The sequence below is a fragment of the Pseudomonas imperatae genome, from assembly GCF_057128625.1.
This window is the reverse complement of the sequence record NZ_JBSKHP010000006.1, coordinates 133,078-154,102: the sequence shown is the minus strand read 5'-3', so window position 1 is coordinate 154,102 and position 21,025 is coordinate 133,078. Positions and strand designations below refer to the sequence as shown.

Below are 21,025 nucleotides of genomic sequence, written 5' to 3'. Positions count from 1 at the left end.
GCATGGGCTGGCCGGGGAAACGCGCATGATAAGCGCTTGCAGGCACAAAGGCCACGGTCGCGGCTACAGCCGTGTGCCCTCGACCTGCGCCTTGGCGCGAATCAGGCGGGCGTCCACCAGGTCCAGGCCATCGAGGAACGCCGGCACGAAGGAGCCCGGCCCGCGGGCCTGGCGCTCGGCGTATTCGGCAGCCAGGGCGAAGTGCACGTGGGCGGCGGCCACCGCGCAGAAGCCGTCCTGGGTAGCGGCCGCGTAAGCGGCCACCAGCGCGCCCAGCGCGCAGCCAGAGGCGGTCACCCGGGGCAGCAGGGCGCTGCCGCCGGCGATGCGCAGCAGGTAGTGGCTGATGTCGCCCTTGTCGTCCTGCACCTTGCCGACCACATGGTCTATAGGCCCGGACGCAGACACGCAGCTGGCGTGCTGCAGCAGGCTGATGGCGGCGTCGACGGCATCGGCCGGGTCGTTGGAGCTGTCGAAGCCCTTGGCGTGGCTGGCACCCAGCCCGGCCAGGCCGATGATTTCCGAGGCGTTGCCGCGGATCACCGTGGGCCGGAAGGCCAGCAGCTCGGCGGCCACGCCGCCGCGCCAGGGCAGGGCGCCGGCGCCGATGGGGTCGAGCACCCAGGGCTTGCCGATGTCGTAGGCGGCCTGCACGGCCAGGCGCATGCCATCGACCTGGGCGGTGGTGGGGGTGCCCAGGTTGACCAGCACCGCGCCGGCGATGCTGGCGAAGCCGGCGGCTTCCTCGGGGTTGTCGACCATGGCCGGTGACGCCCCGGCGGCCAGCAGCACGTTGGCCATGAAGTTGGCCGACACCACGTTGGTCAGGCACTGCACCAGCGGCCCCTGGGCGCGCAGGGCGGCGTGGGCGCTGATGATGGTTTCGACGGTCGGGGCCTGGCGGGCGATGGGCAGCATGGTGGGCAGTTCCGGTAAGGCGGGAAAACGCCAAAATACCTGTTTGCAGCCGTCCTGTCGCCCAGCCTGTCCAAGGTCCGCCCGGACGCGGCGTGTCCCCCGTAGCAGCTGCCGAAGGCTGCGTCCGCATACGACACGGACCGCAGGTGCGCCGGGACGCGGCCTGCGGCCGCTGTTACAGAGGCGTACGACGCGGACCCGGGATTAGGGGCGTTGCGCGGTGAGGATGCGGGTGGCCTCGGTCGCGGTCAGGGGGTAGTCGAAGAAGCGTCGGTAGAAGGCCATGGTCTGCTGCTGCAGGTCGATATCCTGGAACCGCTCGGGGTGCAGCTGCTGCGCCGCCCACAACAATTGCAGGCCCACTTCGGTGCCGTAGCGGTCCCAGGGGAACACCCCGGCCGGGTTGCGCAGCACTTTCGCGCTGTGCAGCTGTGCCAGCAACGGCACCTGGCTGATGTCGCCAGCGTCCGCCGCCAGCACGATCACGTCCGGGTGCCAGGCCAGCACCTGCTCGGCGTTCACTACCTGCAGGTTGCCGTGCAGCCCGGTGGCGGCGTTGCGGCCGCCGGCCAGGTTGATCCAGGTGTCGATCAGGGTGCCATCGCCGTCGACTTTCAACGGCTTCAGCGAGGCGATGTGCAGCACCCGTGGCCGCTGCGCGTCGCTCAGGCCGGCGCTGCGCTGGCGCACCAGCGCCACCTGCTGCTCGAGCCAGGCGTTGTAGTCACGGGCCCGCTGGCGCGCGGTGTCGGTGCCCAGGGCCTGGGCGGTGACGTCGAGGCTGTGTTCCAGCCCCGGCAGGTCGTTGAAGCCCATGTGCACCACCGCGATGCCGGCCTGCTGGTAGGCCAGGGCCTGGCGGTCGCCGGTGCTGGTGAACACCAGGTCGACCTTGTCGGCCAGCAGGCTTTCGACGTTGAACGCCGTGCCCGTGACGATCTGCGCCTGGTTCAGCGCCGGCTGCACCTTGAACATCCATGGCTGGCGGTCGGGGTGGTTGACCGTGGCGACGATGCGCTCGCCCGCGCCCAGGGTCAGCATCAGCGCGTGGTGGGCGAACCAGCCATCGGCGATGCGCCGGGGCTGGGCCGGCACCTCGACGCGCTGGCCGCTGTCGTCGATCACTGTGCCGGCCACCGCTACGCTGCTCAGCAGGGCCAGGGCCAGGGCCGCCAGGCGCCTCACAGGTCCACCTGGATCGACGCCTGCAGCATGCGCGGCGCGCCCAGGCTGGCGCTGGCGTTGCCGGCGGCGCTGTAGCCGTTGAGGCCGCCGGGAACGATGTTGGTCCAGTAGCGCTCGTTGGTCAGGTTGGTGACCTCCAGGCGGTACACGGTGTTGCGCTGCATCAGGCGCGTGGTGAAGCTGGCGCCGAGGTCGAAGGTCTCGTAGCTGCTGACCCAGTGGGTGTCGGTGTTGTCGGTGGGGCGCGCGCCGACATAACGGGCGTTGAGGTTCAGCGCCAGGCCGTTGACCTGCGGCACCTGGTATTCGGTCAACAGGCTGGCGGTGTAGCGCGACAGGCCGACGATGCGCGTGTCGTCGGTGCTGGCGCTACCGGTGTCGAGCAGCTTGGGGTCCAGCCAGGTGATGCCGCCGAACATCCGCACGTTGCTGCTGACCTTGCCGTCAGCCATGAACTCCAGGCCGCGGTTGCGCTGCTCGCCGGCCACCGCGTAGGCGCCGTTGCTCTGGGTGAAGGCGTACGGCCGCTTGATCTGGAACGCCGCCAGCGACAGGTTGACGCCGCCCACGGCCAGCTTGCCGCCGATTTCCCACTGCTTGCTGCGGTACGGCGCCAGGATGGTGTTGGCGTTGCTGGTGCCGCTTGGCGCGGTGTCGCCCTGCTGCAGGCTGTCGGCGTAGGTGACGTACAGGGTCAGGTTGTCGACCGGCTTGTACATCAGGCTGCTGGCGCCGCTCAGGCCGTGGTCGTTGGAGCCGCTGGTGGTGGCGCCGGCCAGGCTGTAGTTGTGCACCGACATCTGGCTCTGGCTGCCGGTGAGCATCAGGCTCCACTGCGGCGTGAAGGTCAGGGTGTCGCCGAAGATCAGCGATTGTTGGGTGGCGGTGGCCGAGTGATAGCGGTCGGTGAAGTCGGGGTAGTTGGGCTCGGCGAAGTTCTGCGGGTCGCCGAGGCTGGCGGTGCCCAGGGTGGTGGTGGCGCCGTTGACCGGGTTGAAGTTCTTCCAGTCGAAGCCGCTCAGGCCGAAGGTCAGGTCATGGCGCACCGAGCCGGTCCACTCGCTGCCGTTGAGGTTGGCCAGGTAGCTGTTGATGGTGAAGCGGCTGGCCGTGGCGGTGGCGACGGTGGAGGTGTAGGTGTTGCCGGTGGCGGCCAGGGTGTTGGTGACGGCGGTGGATTCGCGGTCGGCGATCTGCCGCAGCAGGCCCACGTCCAGCTTCCAGTTGCCGTTGAAGTCATGCTTGAAGTGCACGCTGGCGGTGTCGGTGGTGTCGTTGTCGCCGGCGTAGTTCTGGCCCAGGTTGCTCTTGGTCGGGTCCATGGCATGGGGGAAGCTGGCGCCGGAGGCCAGGGCGAACTTGCCCGGCAGGCCCTTGGCCAGGTAGTTGTAGTGGCTGAAGTTGGTCTCGATGACGTCGTTGTCGCTTAGCTGGAAGTCCAGCGCCAGGCTCACCAGCTGGCGGCGCAGGGTGCTGCCCGGGGCGTAGCTGTGGCCTTGTTCGTCGAGCAGGTTGAGGCGGTACTTGATCTTGCCGTCCGGGTCGAACGGGCCGCTGAGGTCGGCGGCTTTCAGCCAGCTCAGGCCAGTGCCCACGCCCACGGTCACGCGGTTCAGGCGCTCGTCGGTGGGCCGCTTGGAGATGAAGTTGAACGTACCGGCGGGGTTGGCCGGGCCGTACAGCGAGCCGGCCAGGCCGTTGAGCACCTGCACGTTGTCGAACTGCTCGGCGGGGTAGTCGGTGGTCGACACCACGTTGAGGCCGTCCAGGCGCGTGTTCTGCACCACGCTGCCCTGCAGGCCGCGGCTTTGCGGGCGGGCGCCGTCACCTTGCACCGAGGGCAGGTAGCGCAGGATGTCCTTGACGCTTTTCAGCTGCTGGTCCTGGATCAGGTCATGGGGCACCACGTTCAGCGAGTAGGGCGTGTCCAGCAGCCGGCGCTCGCCCAGCGGGCCGAGGTTGGCGCTTTTCTCCCGGGCGGCGCGAGCGTCCTGCTCGGCCTGGGTGTCCTGGACACCGTTGACCGTGACGGCACCCAGCTGCACGGGCGCGCTGTCGGCGGCGTGGGCCAGGTTGACGGCTGCGGCCAGCAGCAGCGGGGCATAGGGGAGGTGCTTCATGCAGGACTCTCTCTGACAAGGGGCGGCTTACAGGGGGGCAAAAAAACGGTGGCGGTCGCTGTCGATCTGGCGCACGGGCACGCCGTACAGGCGCTGCATCAAGGCGGCGTCGATGACGTCATGGGGCGTGCCGTCGGCGATCAGGCGCTGCTGGTGCAGCACCCAGGCGCGGTTGGCGCCGGCCAGCGCCTGTTCCGGGCGGTGGCTGGTGGTCAGGATGGCCAGGCCGCTGGCGGCCAGCTGCTGCAGGCGCTCGAGCAGGCGCAGCTGGTGGCCGAAATCCAGGCCGGTGACGGGTTCGTCCAGCAGGATCATTCGCGCCTGTTGCACCAGCGCGCGGGCGATCAGCACCAACTGGCGCTCGCCGCCGGACAGCTCGGTGTAGGTGCGCTCGGCCAGTGCTTCGATGCCCAGCTCGTGCAGGGCACGGGCCACGGCGTCGTGGTCGGCGCTGCTGGGTGCGCGGCCCAGGCCGGTGATCGGCAGGCGGCCTTGGGTAATGATCTGGCGCACGCTGTAGGGGAAGCTCGGCACGTGGGTCTGCGGCACGTAGGCCAGCAGCCGGGCGATGCTGCGGCGGTCCAGCGCGGTCAGCGGCTGGCCGTTGACCAGCACGCGGCCGGCGCTGGGCTTGAGCAGCCCTAGCAGCAGCCTCAGCAGCGTGCTCTTGCCCGCGCCGTTGGCGCCCAGCAGCGCGATGCAATCGCCGGCCTGCACGCTGAGGTTGACGTCTTCAAACAGCCAGCGCTCGCCGATGCGGTAGCCCAGCCCCTCGGCCTGCAGCAGCGGCGCGCTCACAGCCAGCCCCGGCGCACGCGGTGCAGCACCAGCACGAAGGCAACGGCGCCGAGCAGTTCGGTGATGATGCCCAGCGGAATCTCGCCGGCGCCCAGGCTGCGCGCCAGGGCATCGGCGGCCAGCAGGAAGCAGGCGCCCAGGCCGGCGCTGACCGGCAGCAGCCGCGCGTTGCCCGGGCCCACCAGCAGGCGCGCCAGGTGCGGCACCAGCAGGCCCACCCAGCCGACCATGCCGGCGATGCTCACGGTGAGCGCGCTGATCAGCGTGGCCAGGATAATCACCCCGTAGCGAATGCGCTTGACCGGCACGCCCAGGCTCAGCGCCTCGTCATCGCTCAGCGACAGCGCATCGATGGCGCGCCCCAGCAGGCACAGCACGCCGATGGCCAGCAGCAACAGCGGCGCAGTCAGCTTCAGGGCCTGCTGGTCCACGGCGCTGACGCTGCCCAGCAGCCAGTAGACGATGGTGGGCAGCTGGTTGAGCGGGTCGGCCAGGTATTGGGTGATCGACAGCAGCGAGGTGAACAGTGCATTGGCGACGATGCCGCCCAGCACCAGCATCAGGATCGAACTCATGCCGAACAGGTTGGCGATGGTCACGCCCAGGGCCACCGCCGCCAGCCCGGTCAGGCACGCCAGCAGCGGAATCCACACGCCGTGCAGGTTGGCGACAATGCCCACGGCGGCGCCGAACGCGCAGCCGCTCAACACGCCCAGCAGCCCGGGCGACACCAGCGGGTTGCGAAACACCGCCTGGTAGGCCGCCCCCGACACCGACAGCCCGGCGCCCACCAGCACCGCGGCGATGATGCGCGGCAGCCGGCTGTCGATCACCAGGCTGTGCAGCAGGGCGTATTGGTCGGCGGGCAGCGTGGTCAGCCCCAGCCAGGCTGCGATGAAATCCAGCAGTTGCGACAGGGGCAGCGGGTAGCGGCCGATGGTCAGGGCCACCAGGCTGGCGAGGGTCACGGCGATCAGGCTGAAAGCTGCGGGGTAGAGCGGGGCGGCGCGTGACATCAGTGGGATTCGATTGCTGGCGGTGTATCAAAAAGTATATAGCGATGGCCAGCATTGAACCAGAACGTACATAACGCCCAGCATGAATAAAATTTCACCTGGCGGTGGGGCGAATGTGGAGGGCGTAAAAAAGGGCCATTACCACCAGGGGGGAGCAGGGATAATGGCCCAATAGGGGCGTCGAGCAGTTGGCAATCTCGACGCCGAGCAATGTATCAGCGGGTCTGTTTGTTAGCTACCTATCAAAAAGAAAGGGTGTATTCCTGTTCGTGCAACAATGCTGGGGACGCGGCCTGCGGCCGCTGCTACGTCACAGACCGCGTCGTCTGCATCGCGACCAAGGTCGGCTCCTACGCGGTCCGTGGTAGGAGCCGACCTTGGTCGCGATGCAGACGACGCGGTGTTTGTCACGAAGCCAGCAACTGCCGTGCCTGGGCGAAGCATTTTTCGGCGATGGCCGAGCGCGGCTCGGTGCGGCGCATGATCAGGCCCAGCGGCGCCAGTACTTCGGCGTCGGGCAGCTCCAGCACGCCGATGTGTTCGCTCAGGCCCTCGAAGCCGCCGTCCAGGGGCATGACTGCGCAGCAGAAGCCGGCCTGCAGCGCCTGGATCAGCTGGAAGGTGGAGTCGCTTTCCAGCACCGGGCGCGGGCTGAGGCCGCGGCTGCGGAAGCTCAGGTCCACGGATTTGCGGAAGTGCATGCCGTTGAGGATCATCCCCAGCGGCAGTTCGGCGGCGTCTTCCCAGCTGATGTGCGCGCTGGCGAAGTTGAAATAGCGCTTGTCGTAGAGCACGCCGATGCGGGTCGAGGACAGTTCGAAGTACTCGAAGTGGCTGGCGTTGACCTGGTCCAGGTAGCAGATGCCCAGGTCGATGTGGTTGTTGGCAAGGCCGGCGACGATGTCGTCGCTGGTCAGCGTGGAGACGCTGAAGCCCAGTTCGGGAAACTCCTTGGCCAGCGCCTGGATGAACTGCGTGGTGTTGAAGCTGCTCAGCGGCACCACGCCCAGGCGCAGGTCGCCGATCAACTGCCCGCGGCAGGCCGCCGCTTCTGCGTACAGCCCGTCGTGGGCGGCGATCAGCGTGCGCGCCCAGGCCAGCACGCGCTCGCCGGCCGGGGTGAAGCCCTCGAAGCGCTGGCCACGGTTGACCAGCACGATGTTCAGTTCGTCTTCCAGGTTGCGCAGGCGCATGGACAGGGTCGGCTGGGTGATGTTGCAGCGCGCGGCGGCCTGGCCGAAGTGCCGGGTCTGGTCCAGGGCAATGAGGAACTTGAGCTGTTTGATATCCAAGGCAACACCGGAAGCTGGGCAGGGGAGCAGGTTCGATGATAGCGGTTACGGGCGCGTCGTGGGCGCTAACCGCCGGTCATGTTCATGAACCGCACCACCTGCACGTCGTCGTTGAGCTGGAAGTCATGCCGCCACGGCTTGAGTTTCATGGCCTCGACAATCGCCTGTTCGACCTTGTGCGGCTGGCCCGGGTTGGCGCGCAGCACGGCCTTGAGGTCCATGCCGTGCTCGTTGCCCAGGCACAGCAACAGGCGCCCTTCGACGGTGACGCGCACGCGGTTGCAGGTGGCGCAGAAGTTGTGGCTGTGGGGCGAGATGAAGCCGATGCGGATGTGCGGTGCCTCGGCCAGCCGCCAGTAGCGCGACGGCCCCTGGGTGGATTCGGCGGAGTCGAGCAGGGTGTAGCGCTGGGCGATGACTTCGCGCACCTGGGCGCTGGAGAAGAACGCCTCGGCGCGGCTGTGCTCGCTGATCGTGCCCAACGGCATCTCTTCAATAAAGGAGATGTCCACGCCGCGGTCGATAGCGAACGCCACCAGGTCGTTGATCTCGTGGTCGTTGCGGCCCTTCATCACCACGCAATTGAGCTTGGTGTGGGTGAAGCCGGCGGCGCTGGCGGCATCGACGCCGTCTATCACCGCCTGCAGGTCGCCGGTGCGGGTCAACTCCTTGAAGCGCGCCGGGTCCAGGCTGTCGAGGCTGATGTTCAGGCGCTTGACGCCCGCGGCCTTGAGCGGCTGGGCCAGGCGCGCCAGCTGCGAGCCGTTGGTGGTCAGGCACAATTCGCGCAGGCCGGGCAGGGCGCTGATGCGCTGGCACAGTTCGACGATACCCTTGCGCACCAGCGGTTCGCCGCCGGTAAGGCGGATTTTGCGCGTGCCCAGGGCGACGAAGCGCTCGGCCAGCTCGCCGATCTCTTCCAGGCTGAGAATGCGCTGGCGCGGCAGGAAGGTCATGTCCTCGGCCATGCAGTACACGCAGCGGAAATCGCAGCGGTCGGTCACCGACAGGCGCACGTAGTCCACGCGCCGGGCGAAACCGTCTACCAGGGTCCGATCAGACATGCATACCTCGTTGAACAGCTCATTCGTGCGTCCAGAATAAGGGCGTGGTGGGGGCAGGTCTAATTACTTCGAGTGAAGACATGATCAATGGCGTCTATCAAGGGGTGATAGATGGCGTCGATCACGCGTTCACTAATAGCAATTGGACAGCTGGCAGGGCCGGGAATAGCCTGAGATTCTGAATTCACTGCCGAAAACGGAGCGCCCCATGTCCACGCACGAACGCTATAAACCCTACAAAGGTGCCGCAGCTGGTTGGGGCGCTTTAGTAGCGGTGACGCGCAGTTGGCTGGGCAGCAAGAAGGCGCTCACCAACATCCGCGCCATGCTCAAGACCAACCAGAACGGCGGTTTCGACTGCCCGGGCTGCGCCTGGGGCGAGTCGCCGGAAAACGGCATGGTCAAGTTCTGCGAGAACGGCGCCAAGGCCGTCAACTGGGAAGCCACCGGGCGCCTGGTGAACCCGGCGTTCTTCAACAAGTACACGGTAACGGCGCTGGCCTCGCAAAGTGACTACTGGCTTGAGTACCAGGGCCGCCTGACCCACCCGGTGCGCTACGACGCCGCCAGTGACAAGTACGTGGAAACCAGCTGGGAAGACGCCTACGCGCTGATCGCCAGGCACCTGAAGGCGCTGCCGTCGCCGGACATGGCCGAGTTCTACACCTCGGGCCGCGCCAGCAACGAGGCCGCCTTCCTGTACCAGCTGTTCGTGCGGGCCTACGGCACCAACAACTTCCCCGACTGCTCGAACATGTGCCACGAAGCCAGCGGCGTGAGCATGAAAGAGACCCTGGGCGTGGGCAAGGGCACCGTGGTGTTCCACGACCTGGAGCACGCCGACGCCATCTTCGTCATCGGCCAGAACCCCGGCACCAACCACCCGCGCATGCTCGAGCCGCTGCGTGAAGCGGTGGAGCGTGGCGCCCAGGTGATCTGCATCAACCCGCTCAAGGAGCGCGGCCTGGAACGCTTCCAGCACCCACAGCACCCGCTGGAAATGCTCGGCAACGGCTCCAAGCCCACCAGTTCGGCCTACTTCCGCCCGGCGCTGGGCGGCGACATGGCGCTGTTCCGCGGCATGGCCAAGTTCCTCCTGCAGTGGGAGCGCGAGGCCCAGGCCAACGGCGAACCCGCGGTGTTCGACCACGCTTTCATTGCCGAGCACACCACCGGCATGGACGCCTACCTGGCTGAAGTGGACGCCACTACCTGGGCGCACATTGTCGAGCAGTCGGGCCTGCCGTTGGCGGATATCGAACTGGCCGCCAGCATGTACCGCAAGGCCGAACGCGTGATCATGTGCTGGGCCATGGGTCTCACCCAGCACAAGCACTCGGTGCCGACCATCCAGGAAGTCATCAACGTGCAACTGCTGCGCGGCAACGTCGGCCGCCCGGGCGCCGGCCTGTCGCCGGTGCGTGGCCACAGCAACGTGCAGGGCGACCGCACCATGGGCATCGACGAAAAGCCGTCGAAAGCCCTGCTGGACGCCATCGAAAAGCGCTTCAACTTCAGCGTGCCGCGCGAAGTGGGGCACAACGCCGTGCAGGCCATCGGCGCCATGGAACGTGGCGAAGCCAAGGTGTTCATCGGCCTGGGCGGCAACTTCGCCCAAGCCACGCCGGACACCCCGCGTACCCACGAAGCGCTGCGCAAATGCGACCTGACGGTGCATATCGCCACCAAGCTCAACCGCAGCCACCTGGTCACCGGCCGTGACGCGCTGATTCTGCCGTGCCTGGGCCGCACCGAGATCGACGTGCAGGTCAATGGCCCGCAGGGCATCACCGTGGAAGACACCTTTAGCATGGTGCACATCTCCCACGGCCAGCTGAAGCCGCGCTCGCCGGCGCTGCGCTCGGAGCCTGCGATCATTGCCGGCATCGCCGCCGCCACCCTGGGCAACCACCCGGTGGACTGGCACTGGCTGGTGGGCGACTACAGCCGCATCCGCGACCTGATCGCCGACACCCTGCCGGGCTTCACCGACTTCAACAAGCGCCTGGAACACCCGGGCGGCTTCCACCTGGGCAACACCGCTGCCCAGCGCGTGTGGAAAACCGCCAGCGGCAAGGCGCAGTTCACTGCCAGCCTGCTGCCTGAAGACCTGGTCAACGCCGGCGTGCGCAAGATGAACGTCGCGCCGGACCTGATCCTGCAGACCATGCGCTCCCACGACCAGTACAACACCACCCTGTACGGCCTCGACGACCGTTACCGTGGTGTGTATGGCATGCGCGACGTGGTGTTCGTCAACGAGGCGGACATTCGCAAGCTGGGCATGGCGCCGGGCGACAAGGTCGACCTGGTGGCGCTGTGGGACGACAACCGCGAGCGTCGGGTCAAGGGCTTCACCCTGATCGCCTACGACATCCCCGAAGGCCAGGCCGCTGCCTATTACCCGGAGACCAACCCGTTGGTGCCGCTGGAAAGCTACGGCGACCGCACCTTCACCCCGACCTCGAAGTTCATCGCCATCAAGGTCGAAAAGGCTGCCGCCAGCACCCTGATCGCCGCCGCCGTCGCATAAACCCTGTGGGAGCTGGCTTGCCAGCGAGTTTTTGAGGCCCAAAAGCTCGCTGGCAAGCCAGCTCCCACAAAAATTCAGCGATGGCGTTTATTGCGCATCCCGTGAATTTCTCCGGCTCGCCGTGTTCCAACAGCGATGCCCCGGAGAATGGATGCCATGAACCCCACCCGCCGAACCCTGCTGACGGCCATGCTGGGCGCCTGGACGGCCTCGCACATCGGCTTTGCCCTGGCTGAACCGGTCGACAGCCCGGCCCAGGCCGATTTCCTCGCCCTGTCGGCGCTGATCGCCGGCCAGCAGGCCCTGGACGCCAGCCTGGCCGCCGCCCTGTACCGGGCCTTGTGCGACCTGCACCCTGATTTTCCCCAGCAGGCCCGCCAACTGCTGAGCCTGATCGAAGCGCGGCGCATCAGCCCCGAGACCCTGCAGCACACCCTCGACAGCGAACAATCGCCGCTGGCCAAAGTACCCCGGGCCATCGCCCGCGCCTGGTTCATGGGCATCGTCGGCAGCGGCGCCCAGGCGCGCTGCGTGGCCTACGAGCAGGCATTGAACGCACAGATGGTCAGCGACGTGCTGCAGCCGCCCAGCTTCGCCCTGGGTGGCTACGGCAGCTGGACGCAAAAGCCGGTGGCGGGCAATGCCTGAGGTCCTGAGCGCCGACGTGGTGGTGATCGGCAGCGGCATCGTTGGCTCAACTGCGGCCAGGCGCCTGGCGGAGCGCGGGCTGTCGGTGCTGATCCTGGAGGCGGGCGGGCCCATCGACCACGCCCAGGTGGTGGCCGCGTTTCGCGCCGCGCCGCGCAAGCACGACTGGCTGGCGCCGTACCCGTACCACGACTGGGCGCCGCACCCTATCTACCAGCCCGAGCCCAACGGCTACCTCGACCAGGCCGGCCCGTACCCCTACGACACCCAGTACATCCGCGGCGTGGGCGGCACCAGTTGGCACTGGGCGGCCCAGGCCTGGCGCCTGCTGCCCAACGATTTTCGCCTGAAGAGCCTGTACGACGTGGGTGTCGACTGGCCGCTGGCCTACGCCGACCTGGAGCCGTTCTACCAGCAGGCTGAGGTGCTGATGGGCGTGTCCGGCGCCGCCAACACCGGCTCGCCGCGCAGCCAGCCGCTGCCCATGGCGCCGGTGGCCGAGCCCTACGCCATGGCGCGCATTCGCGAGCGCCTGGCGCCGGCCTACAGCGTGGTGGGCAACACGGCGGCGCGCAACAGCCAGGTCTACGATGGCCGGCCGCCGTGCTGCGCCAGCAACAGCTGCCAGCCCATTTGCCCGATCAACGCCCAGTACCACGGCGGCATCGCCATCCAGCAGGCCGTGGCGGCGGGCGTGCGCCTGCAGATCAAGGCCGTGGTCTATCGCCTGGAGCACGACGCCCAGGGGCGCATCGTCGCCGCCCATTACTATGACCCGGACAAGCAGAGCCATCGGGTCACCGGCCAGACCTTTATCGTCGCCGCCAACGGCATCGAAAGCCCCAAGCTGCTGCTGATGTCAGCCAGCGACCGCTATCCCCACGGCCTGGCCAACGGTTCGGGGCAGGTGGGCCGCAACCTCATGGACCACCCCAGCACCTCGTTGAGTTTCGACGCCGACGAGGAGCTTTGGCTGGGCCGCGGCCCGCAAAGCCCCAGTTCTATCAACACCCTGCGCGACGGCGATTTCCGCCGCCATCGCGCCGCCTACCGGTTGGATTTCACCAACGTCTCGCGGGTCGACACGGCCAGCGAGGCGCTGCTCAAGGCTGGGGTCTATGGCGTAGCGTTCAAGACCCAGTTGCGCCACCGCGCCGCCTTCGAAATGAGCGTGAAAGACGTGCTGGAGCTGCTGCCCCACCCGGATAACCGCGTCACCCTCAGCGACCGCCGCGACAAACTGGGCCTGCCCACGCCACGCCTGCACTACGCGATAGACGACTACACCCGGCGCGGCGCCGAAGCTTCGCGCCAGGACTTCCTGCGCATCGCCCAGCTAATGGGCGGCACTAACCTGCGCCACAGCGCCGATGGCAAGTTCTCCAACAACCAGCACATCACCGGTACCCTGGGCATGGGCCACGACCCACGCACCTCGGTGTGCGACGGATTTGGCCGCTGCCATGAGCATGACAACTTGTACCTGTGCGGCACCGGGGTGATGCCGACCTCGGCCACGGTCAACTCGACGCTGACGGCAGTGGCCCTGGCGCTGCGCAGCGCGCAGGCGATCATTGATAAGCAAAGCTGATGAACTGCTTTGAAAAACAAAATTATCAAAATAATCTAATGGCGTGACAATCCACCGATGCCCGTATCGTATCGAATCGTCCAATAACAACGAGGTTCACACCATGCAAGACGTCGTCATCGTCGCCGCCACCCGCACCGCGGTCGGCAGTTTCCAGGGCTCGCTGGCCACCATTCCCGCCGTCGACCTGGGCGCCGCGGTGATCCGCCAACTGTTGGCCCAGACCGGCCTCGACGGCAGCCTGGTGGACGAAGTCATCCTTGGCCAGGTGCTCACCGCCGGTGCCGGCCAGAACCCAGCGCGCCAGGCCGCCATCAAGGCCGGCCTGCCCGTGGCCGTGCCGGCCATGACCCTGAACAAGGTCTGCGGCTCGGGCCTCAAGGCCCTGCACCTGGCGGCCCAGGCCATTCGTTGCGGCGACGCCGACGTGATCATCGCCGGCGGCCAGGAGAACATGAGCCTGGCCAACTACGTGCTGCCCGGCGCGCGCACCGGGCTGCGCATGGGCCACGCGAGCATGGTCGACAGCATGATCAGCGACGGCCTGTGGGATGCCTTCAACGACTACCACATGGGCATCACCGCCGAGAACCTGGTGGAGAAATACGGCATCAGCCGCGAAGCCCAGGACGCCTTCGCCGCGCAGTCCCAGGCCAAGGCTGCGGCCGCCATCGAGAGCGGGCGCTTCGTCGCCGAGATCACCCCCATCCTGATTCCCCAGCGCAAGGGCGACCCCATCGCCTTCGCCACCGACGAGCAGCCACGCGCCGGCACCACCGCCGACAGCCTGGCCAAGCTCAAGCCGGCGTTCAAGAAGGACGGTACGGTTACGGCCGGCAACGCCTCGTCGCTGAACGACGGCGCGGCCGCCGTGCTGCTGATGAGCGCTGCCAAGGCCCAGGAACTGCACCTGCCGGTGCTGGCCCGCGTCGCCGCCTACGCCAACGCCGGCGTCGACCCGGCCATCATGGGCATCGGCCCGGTCAGCGCCACCCGCCGTTGCCTGCAGAAAGCCGGCTGGACCCTCGACCAGTTGGACCTGATCGAAGCCAACGAAGCCTTCGCCGCGCAGGCGTTGTCGGTGGGGCAGGAGTTGGGCTGGAACGCCGCCAAGGTCAACGTCAACGGCGGCGCCATCGCCCTGGGCCACCCCATCGGCGCGTCGGGCTGCCGCGTGCTGGTGACCTTGCTGCATGAAATGATCAAGCGCGATGCGCGCAAGGGGCTGGCGACCTTGTGCATTGGTGGCGGGCAGGGTGTGGCGTTGGCGTTGGAGCGGGTTTAATGCCAGGACGCGGCCTTTGGCCGCTGCTACAAGCCCCGTAGCAGCGGCCGCAGGCCGCGTCACCAGCGCCGCTTACTCAGCCCGCGTCGCATGGGCCCAGCGGTAATCCAACCGCGGCACCCGCACCTTGATCCGGCGCGTGGCCTGGGTCAGCACCGGCTCATGCACCGGTTCCGGGTCACGCAGGAACACCATCATCACCGCGCTCAGCGCATACAGCCCCGAAAACGCCCACACCACGCCTTCCAGCCCGTAACGGTCGCTGAAAATCGCCACCACGGCTGGGCCTACCCAGGTCGATGCACCCGCACCCAGGCTCAGCACCGACAACGCCGCCGCCTTGTTCTGCGGCGCCAGGGCCGGTGCCAGCGCCGACAGCGGCACGAAGCACGCCAGCGTCAGGCCGTAGAACGCGCCGAACACCGAGGCCAGCAGGAAGTTGTGCGGGAACGCCTGGGGCATGAAGAAGAACAGCGGCGTGCTGATGGTACTGCCCACCGCGCCCAGCCAGAGGATGGTGTTGCGGTAGCCGATGCGTGTGCTGACGATGCTCGAACCCATGTTGCCGATGATGTTGAACACGAACACGATGGTCAGCAGGCGCAGCCATTGCTCCAGGGTGAAGCCCACGGTGTGCATGAAGAAACCGGGCAGCACCACCAGGAAGCCGAACATCGACGCGGTGTTGATCACCCGCACCAGCCCGGCCAGGGTCACCTTGGGCTGGGTCCACATGATGGTGATGTTCTTCGCCATCGACACCAGCGGTTTTTCACCCTCGGGCGCCAGGCGTTGCAGGCCATGGCTTTCACGCATGCCTACCAGGCCGATGATGCCGCCGAAAACCACCAGGCCGAACGACAGCCAGAACGTCTGCAGGGCGCCGATGATGGGGATGCTGATGCTTGCCACCAGCGAGCCCAGGGTGGGCAGACCCGCCGCGTAGGCCACCCAGAACCAGCCCACGGCCAGGCCCATCTTGCGTGACGGCGTGGCGGCAGCGATCCATACCAGAAAGCCGTAGGCGAACAGCGGGTAGCCGAAGCCGCGCAGGCCGTAGGTGAGCAGAATCATCGGGTAGCTGAGCTTCTGCAGGCCGTAGATGAGGAACAGTGCCTCGAAGACGCTCCAGATGATCAGCCCGAGGGTCATCACCCGTTTCGGGCCCCAGAGGTTGGACAGTGCGCCGGCCAGCCAGGAGGAAATGCCGACCGTGACCCCGTACAGGGTGAAGACCATGGCGATCTGGTGTTCAGGCAGGCCGCGTTGGCCGAGGAAGGGCGAGAGGTAACCGAGTTCGACGCCGTCGCCGATCATGAAGATCAACAGGCCGACGAAGCCCCAGAACAGCGGGTAGGGAATGCCGATTTTGGCGCATAGACGGGCGAGGGGAGAGTGCGGAGTGGATTGATCGCTCAATGTTCCGTTTCCTTGTGTGCAGCAGGTGCTTGGGCGCACCAATGAATGGCCTCGAGGAGGTTGAAGGGCAGGCTCAGGTGAGCGGTCATAAAACGACGGGAAAACGACAGTGATGCGGGCGTGGTTTCTGGCTTTTATCGGGTGTCGAGTCGCGTTGCCTTTTTAGTTATCGCACCTGAAAACCGATAGCGCAACCGTTTGCGTGGCGCTAGCCTGCGACATCCCGCCCGGTTGCAAGGCCTCTGGCCACCATTCCCCGCGGCCTGCGGCGCCCACAAAAAACTTCCGGACACCGCCATTTCGCGGGTCCACGCGGGTGTATTTGTAGCAGCGGCCACAGGCCGCGTCCGAAATCCCCCGCAACGCACCCAAGGTAGCCATTCCTCAGCCTCGCCATTACCGTACTGTCTTCAGCCAGGGAGGCATTACCATGGAAGGCAAACGCCGCGCCTACACACTGCGCACCGGCCGTTGCAGCGAACCGGGCCGCATCTATCTGCTCACCACGGTGACCGAGGGGCGCACGCGATATTTCGAGCAGTTGCGGGCGGGCCGGTTGGTGGTCCATGAACTGCGCTCGGCGCACGAGGCAGGGCTGGTCGAGTCGTTGGCCTGGGTGGTGATGCCGGACCATTTTCACTGGTTGATGGCGTTGCGAGAAAAGTCGTTGGGCGAAGTCATGTGCAGGGTGAAGGCGCGCAGTAGCCAGAGCATCAATCAGCATCTGGGCCGCACCGGGCGTTTCTGGCAAAAGGGCTACCATGACCGTGCGTTGCGCAAGGAAGACAACCTCAAGCAGATGGCGCGGTACGTCGTCGCCAACCCCTTGCGTGCCGGCCTGGTGAAGCGCCTGGGCGATTATCCGCTGTGGGATGCTGTCTGGCTGTAGCCAGCCGGACGCAGCCTTCGGCAGCTGCTACGCGAAACCGCAGGCCGCGTCCCGAGCGCCGCGATTCTGCAGGTGCGCCGCCGGACGCAGCCTTCGGCAGCTGCTACGCAAAACTTCTGTAGCAGCGGCCACAGGCCGCGTCCCAGGCGCCGCGATTTTGCAGGCACGCCGCAGGCCGCATCCCGCCGGCGATCACATCAGAAGATGTAATCCGTGGTCAGGAAGTTCGACTTCCGGTCGTGGATGATGTCGCTGATCAACGTCTTGTTCGCGTCCTGGAACTTGGTGGCCACCAGGGTGCGAATCGAGAAGGTGCGCAGGGCGTCGAACACCGACAGGGTGCCTTCGGCCGAGTTCTTGCGGCCGTTGAACGGGTAGGTGTCCGGGCCACGCTGGCATTGGGCGTTGATGTTGATGCGGCCGACCTGGTTGGCGAAGATGTCCACCAGCTTGCCCACCTGGGTGGCGTCGGTGCCGAAGATGCTCGCCTGCTGGCCGAAGTCGGACTCCAGCACGTAGTCGATCACGGTCTCCAGGTCACGGAACGGCACGATCGGCACTACCGGGCCGAACTGCTCTTCCTGGTACACGCGCATCTGCGGGGTGACCGGGAACAGCACGGCCGGGTAGAAGAAGTTGCCACGAATGGCACCGCCACCGGCGTTCACCACCTTGGCGCCCTTGGCCTCGGCGTCGGCGACCAGGCCCGACAGGTACTCGGTCTTGCCCGACTCCGGCAGCGGCGTCAGCGACACGCCCGCGTCCCACGGCATGCCGGACTTCAGCGCCGCCAACTTCTGGTTGAATTTCTCGATGAAGCTGCCCACCACGTTCTCGTGGACGAACAGGATCTTCAGCGCGGTGCAGCGCTGGCCGTTGAACGACAGCGAGCCGGTGATGGCCTCGTTGACGGCGTTGTCCAGGTCCACCTCGGGCAGGATGATGCCGGGGTTCTTGGCGTCCAGGCCCAGGGCTGAGCGCAGGCGGTGCGGCTTGGGGTGCAGCTTCTTCAGGTCGCTGGCGGCCTTGTGGGTGCCGATGAACGCGAAGATGTCGATCTTGCCGCTGGCCATCAGCGCGCTGACGGTCTCGCGGCCGCTGCCGTAGATGACGTTGATGACGCCGGCCGGGAAGCTGTCGCGGAACGCTTCCAGCAACGGGCGAATCAGCAGCACGCCGAACTTGGCCGGCTTGAACACCACGGTGTTGCCCATGATCAGCGCCGGGATCAGCGTGGTGAAGGTCTCGTTCAGCGGGTAGTTGTACGGGCCCATGCACAGCGCCACGCCCAGCGGCACGCGACGGATCTGGCCCAGGGTGTCCTGTTCCAGCTCGAAGCGGCTGGACTTGCGGTCCACGTCCTTGAGGGCGTTGATGGTGTCGACGATGTAGTCGCAAGTACGGTCGAACTCTTTCTGCGAGTCCTTGAGGTTCTTGCCGATTTCCCACATCAGCAGGTTGACCACCGCGTCGCGCTGCTCGCGCATGCGCGCCAGGAAGCCTTCGACGTGGCGAATACGCTCGGCCACGCGCAGGTTCGGCCAGGCACCGCGGCCCTTGTCGTAGGCGCGCACGGCGGCGTCCAGGGCGGTCAGGGCGGTATCGGCGTCGAGCAGCGGCGTGCTGCCCAGGATCACCTGCTGGTCGCCTTCGGGGGTGTCGAGGAAAATCGGGCTGCGGACGGTGGCCAGGGGGCCTTCCCAGCGGCGCAGTTCGCCATCGACCAGGTAGTCGCGTTGCTCGACCTGGCCGCTCAGGCGGTACTGCTCGGGGATATCCGCTGCTGTGGGGTACAGACTGCTCAGTGGATCTTGGCTCATGACGCTACCTCCATGGATGACCGGGACAAAGAAATCAGCATAGCGCTATTGCGGGCCGGCTGAAACGTGTCAGCACCAAAATCGGTCGGGTTTTCATCAGCTTGCTGCAAAAGGGTGAGCGCCCATCATTTGCCAGGGGCTGTTAACATGGCCGCGCTTTGAAGCCCACGAGGAACCCCGCGTTTTGCCTGAAATCCCCGCCCTAGACCCGTTGCCGGACGTGCGCAACCCCCTGGTCCAGTACCTGGCGCGGCTGGTGCCGTCCAGCCAGCTGACCATGAAATACGTGCTGCAGGACGCCGCCGATCGCTTAGGCTTCGCCGACACCGACATCCGCGACGTGCCCTGGCACGTGCTGCAGCCGGGCCATATCACCGGCCTTGTGGCCGCGCTGCGCACCGATGGCTATGCGCCCAACACCTCGTCGCTGTACGTCAACGCCATTCGTGGGGTGATGAACGAGGCCTGGCGCCTGAGCCTGATCGACCAGGACCACTTGCTGAAAATGCGCTCGGTCAAGCCGGCCGCCGGCACGCGGCTCAGCCAGGGCCGCAACCTCAAGCGCACGCTGATCCGCGAACTGATGGACGTGTGCGCCGCCGACCCGCGGCCCCAGGGCCTGCGCGACGCGGCGGTGATCGCGATTCTGTACGGTTCGGGCATGCGCAAGTCGGAGTCGGTGAACCTTGACCTGGCGCAAGTCGATTTCCAGGAACGCAGCCTGCAGGTTACCGGCAAGGGCAACAAGCAGCTGGTGAAATACGCCCCGGCCTGGGCGTTCGAGAAGCTGGAAGCCTGGCTGGCGTTTCGCCGCGAGCACCTGGGCGAGGGCGAGCAGGACGATACCTTCCTGTTCAACCGCATCCGCCGCGGCAGCCACATCACCCGCGAGCGCATCACCAAGCATGCGATCTATTACATCGCCCGCCAGCGCGGCACCCAGGTCGGCGTGAAGATCATGCCCCATGATTTCCGCCGCTCGTTCATCACCCGGGTGATCGAGGAGCACGACCTGTCCATCGCCCAGAAACTGGCGCACCACACCAATATCCAGACCACCGCCAACTACGACGTGCGCGACGACAACGAACGCCGCCGCGCGGTAGACCGTTACGATTTATAAGGGTAATGGACAGCCTGTGGGAGCTGGCTTGCCAGCGAGCCTTTGAGGTCAAAAGCTCGCCGGCAAGCCGGCTCCCACGGTTATTGTCTACACCAACGGCACCGGGCTCAACGTACCCAGCAAAGACACCGCCGCCAACGCCCCCAACCCCAGCAGCCACTCCACCAGCACCGTCTGGCGCAAGGTGTTCAGGGCAATGCGCTGATTGGCCAGCGCCGCGCGGTTGAACAGTGCCAACGCCAGCATGCACGCCACGATCGAGGCCTTCACCGCCAGCACCAGGGCAAAGCCCGAGTCCATGGGCGTGGGCCACAGCGCACCGGTCAGCACGCGCACGTTGATCAGGCCGGTGACCAGGATGCCGGCCACCAGCACCAGGCCATAACCGCTGAAGCGCAGCAGGGTGCCGCGCAGGTCGTAGCCAGCGGGGCGTGCCTGGATGATCATCAGCAGCATCAGCGCGCCCATCCAGCCGGCCACGCACAGCAGGTGCACCAGTTGGTTGAGCATCAGCAGCGCGCCGGGCACGCCACTGAGCATGGCGGCGTGGCCAACCGGGGCCAGGGTCGCCAGTTGCACGGTGCTCAGGCCCAGGGGCAGCCAGGTGGGCAGGCGCATGGGAATGCGCAGGCACATCAGCAGCACCAGGCTGGCAAACAGGTGCACGAACCAGGCCTTGCCGAAGAAGGTCTGGGTCAGCACCTTCATGATCACGTCACTGTTGAGCGCCGACTGCCAGTTGCCGGACATGTCGGCGGCGGTCAGCATCAGCCAGGCCACCGCAGTGATCAGGCCGATGCCGGCCAGCAGGCACAGCAGCGGGTCCAGCCACTGGCGCAGGCGCGCCTGCTGGCGGGCGTCGCCCAGCAGCAACGGGCGGAAAACCAAAGTGCCGAACACCAGCAGCACCACGCAGAAATGCACGAAACGAACGACGACCAAAGCACTCATGGGGTTACGGGGCCACCTTGAAGCTGTAGCTGCCGTCGCTGTTGTGGGTGTCCACCGACAGGGCATGCCACTTCACGGTGTAGGTGCCTGCGGCCAGCGGTGCGGCCGGGGTGACGATCAGGGTCTTCTTGTCGGCGCCCTGGGTGGCGATGCTCTTGACCAGCACGGGCTCGCCGTCGCGGCTGAGGTCAACCTTGGTGAAGCTTTCCTCGACGCCCTCGGTGAACACCAGGCTCAGCTCGGCCGGGGCGCTGACGGTGGCGTCGGCCGCCGGCGTGGCGCTTTTCAGGTGGGCATGGGCGAACACCAGCGGCGACACGGCGCAGCCAAGCAGCAGCGCGGTGGCACCCAGCAGTTTTTTCAAGGGCAGGGC

Annotated in this window: 17 protein-coding genes; 6 read left to right on the top strand and 11 right to left on the bottom strand. The window is 66.7% G+C overall.

Translation table 11 applies throughout. The annotated features are described in order from the left end of the window. Window positions 1–63: 63 nt before the first annotated feature. The 7 genes from thiM to moaA all read right to left on the bottom strand — a co-directional run bounded on the left by thiM (window position 64) and on the right by moaA (window position 8,393). Complete coding sequence (thiM, locus tag ACWKWX_RS09980; RefSeq protein WP_416424204.1) at window positions 64–918, bottom strand: hydroxyethylthiazole kinase; 855 nt, start codon at window positions 916–918, stop codon at window positions 64–66. 204 nt (window positions 919–1,122) lie between these two features. Next, window positions 1,123–2,103, bottom strand: coding sequence for an ABC transporter substrate-binding protein (locus ACWKWX_RS09975; RefSeq protein WP_483827669.1), 981 nt, complete (start codon window positions 2,101–2,103; stop codon window positions 1,123–1,125). Further along, window positions 2,100–4,223: a TonB-dependent receptor gene (locus tag ACWKWX_RS09970; RefSeq protein WP_483827668.1), complete on the bottom strand. Its 2,124-nt coding sequence runs from the start codon at window positions 4,221–4,223 to the stop codon at window positions 2,100–2,102. The genes ACWKWX_RS09975 and ACWKWX_RS09970 overlap by 4 nt, the downstream gene beginning before the upstream one ends. A 27-nt stretch (window positions 4,224–4,250) precedes the next feature. Next, a complete protein-coding gene (locus ACWKWX_RS09965) occupies window positions 4,251–5,021 on the bottom strand; it encodes an ABC transporter ATP-binding protein (protein WP_416424207.1) in 771 nt (256 codons plus the stop codon). Next, complete coding sequence (locus ACWKWX_RS09960; protein WP_416424208.1) at window positions 5,018–6,037, bottom strand: FecCD family ABC transporter permease; 1,020 nt, start codon at window positions 6,035–6,037, stop codon at window positions 5,018–5,020. The genes ACWKWX_RS09965 and ACWKWX_RS09960 overlap by 4 nt, the downstream gene beginning before the upstream one ends. A 407-nt stretch (window positions 6,038–6,444) precedes the next feature. Next, window positions 6,445–7,329, bottom strand: coding sequence for a LysR family transcriptional regulator (locus tag ACWKWX_RS09955; protein ID WP_416424209.1), 885 nt, complete (start codon window positions 7,327–7,329; stop codon window positions 6,445–6,447). 65 nt (window positions 7,330–7,394) lie between these two features. Further along, the gene (gene moaA / locus ACWKWX_RS09950; protein ID WP_483827667.1) at window positions 7,395–8,393 is read right to left on the bottom strand and encodes a GTP 3',8-cyclase MoaA; all 999 of its coding nucleotides are present in this window, start codon (window positions 8,391–8,393) and stop codon (window positions 7,395–7,397) included. Between the two features lie 208 nt (window positions 8,394–8,601). On the opposite strand from moaA, the gene ACWKWX_RS09945 reads away from it, so the two are divergent. From ACWKWX_RS09945 to ACWKWX_RS09930, 4 genes are all read left to right on the top strand, one after another. Beyond that, window positions 8,602–10,926: an FdhF/YdeP family oxidoreductase gene (locus ACWKWX_RS09945; RefSeq protein WP_483827666.1), complete on the top strand. Its 2,325-nt coding sequence runs from the start codon at window positions 8,602–8,604 to the stop codon at window positions 10,924–10,926. A 156-nt stretch (window positions 10,927–11,082) separates the two neighbouring features. Next, window positions 11,083–11,574, top strand: coding sequence for a sugar dehydrogenase complex small subunit (locus ACWKWX_RS09940; protein ID WP_416424212.1), 492 nt, complete (start codon window positions 11,083–11,085; stop codon window positions 11,572–11,574). After that, complete coding sequence (locus ACWKWX_RS09935) at window positions 11,567–13,165, top strand: GMC family oxidoreductase (RefSeq protein ID WP_483827665.1); 1,599 nt, start codon at window positions 11,567–11,569, stop codon at window positions 13,163–13,165. The genes ACWKWX_RS09940 and ACWKWX_RS09935 overlap by 8 nt, the downstream gene beginning before the upstream one ends. A gap of 103 nt (window positions 13,166–13,268) precedes the next feature. Continuing rightward, window positions 13,269–14,450, top strand: coding sequence for an acetyl-CoA C-acetyltransferase (locus ACWKWX_RS09930; protein WP_483827664.1), 1,182 nt, complete (start codon window positions 13,269–13,271; stop codon window positions 14,448–14,450). A 72-nt stretch (window positions 14,451–14,522) separates the two neighbouring features. Here ACWKWX_RS09930 and ACWKWX_RS09925 read toward each other — a convergent pair whose 3' ends face one another. Further along, window positions 14,523–15,869, bottom strand: coding sequence for an MFS transporter (locus tag ACWKWX_RS09925; protein WP_483827663.1), 1,347 nt, complete (start codon window positions 15,867–15,869; stop codon window positions 14,523–14,525). A 430-nt stretch (window positions 15,870–16,299) separates the two neighbouring features. Here ACWKWX_RS09925 and ACWKWX_RS09920 point away from each other — a divergent pair, with 430 nt between their 5' ends. Further along, complete coding sequence (locus ACWKWX_RS09920) at window positions 16,300–16,758, top strand: REP-associated tyrosine transposase (RefSeq protein WP_483827662.1); 459 nt, start codon at window positions 16,300–16,302, stop codon at window positions 16,756–16,758. 197 nt (window positions 16,759–16,955) lie between these two features. Here the strand turns inward: ACWKWX_RS09920 and ACWKWX_RS09915 are convergent, their stop codons facing one another. Then, on the bottom strand, window positions 16,956–18,578 hold the full coding sequence (locus ACWKWX_RS09915; protein ID WP_416424216.1) for an NADP-dependent glyceraldehyde-3-phosphate dehydrogenase: 1,623 nt from the start codon (window positions 18,576–18,578) through the stop codon (window positions 16,956–16,958). A gap of 184 nt (window positions 18,579–18,762) precedes the next feature. Between ACWKWX_RS09915 and ACWKWX_RS09910 the strand changes: the two genes are divergently transcribed. Next, a complete protein-coding gene (locus ACWKWX_RS09910; RefSeq protein WP_483827661.1) occupies window positions 18,763–19,701 on the top strand; it encodes a site-specific integrase in 939 nt (312 codons plus the stop codon). Window positions 19,702–19,788: 87 nt separating this feature from the next. Here the strand turns inward: ACWKWX_RS09910 and copD are convergent, their stop codons facing one another. Both copD and copC read right to left on the bottom strand, forming a co-directional pair. Then, window positions 19,789–20,652 carry a copper homeostasis membrane protein CopD gene (gene copD / locus ACWKWX_RS09905; RefSeq protein ID WP_483827660.1) on the bottom strand — a complete coding sequence of 288 codons (864 nt, stop codon included), beginning with the start codon at window positions 20,650–20,652 and terminating at the stop codon, window positions 19,789–19,791. Window positions 20,653–20,656: 4 nt separating this feature from the next. Continuing rightward, on the bottom strand, window positions 20,657–21,022 hold the full coding sequence (copC, locus tag ACWKWX_RS09900) for a copper homeostasis periplasmic binding protein CopC (protein ID WP_416427601.1): 366 nt from the start codon (window positions 21,020–21,022) through the stop codon (window positions 20,657–20,659). Window positions 21,023–21,025: the final 3 nt, after the last annotated feature.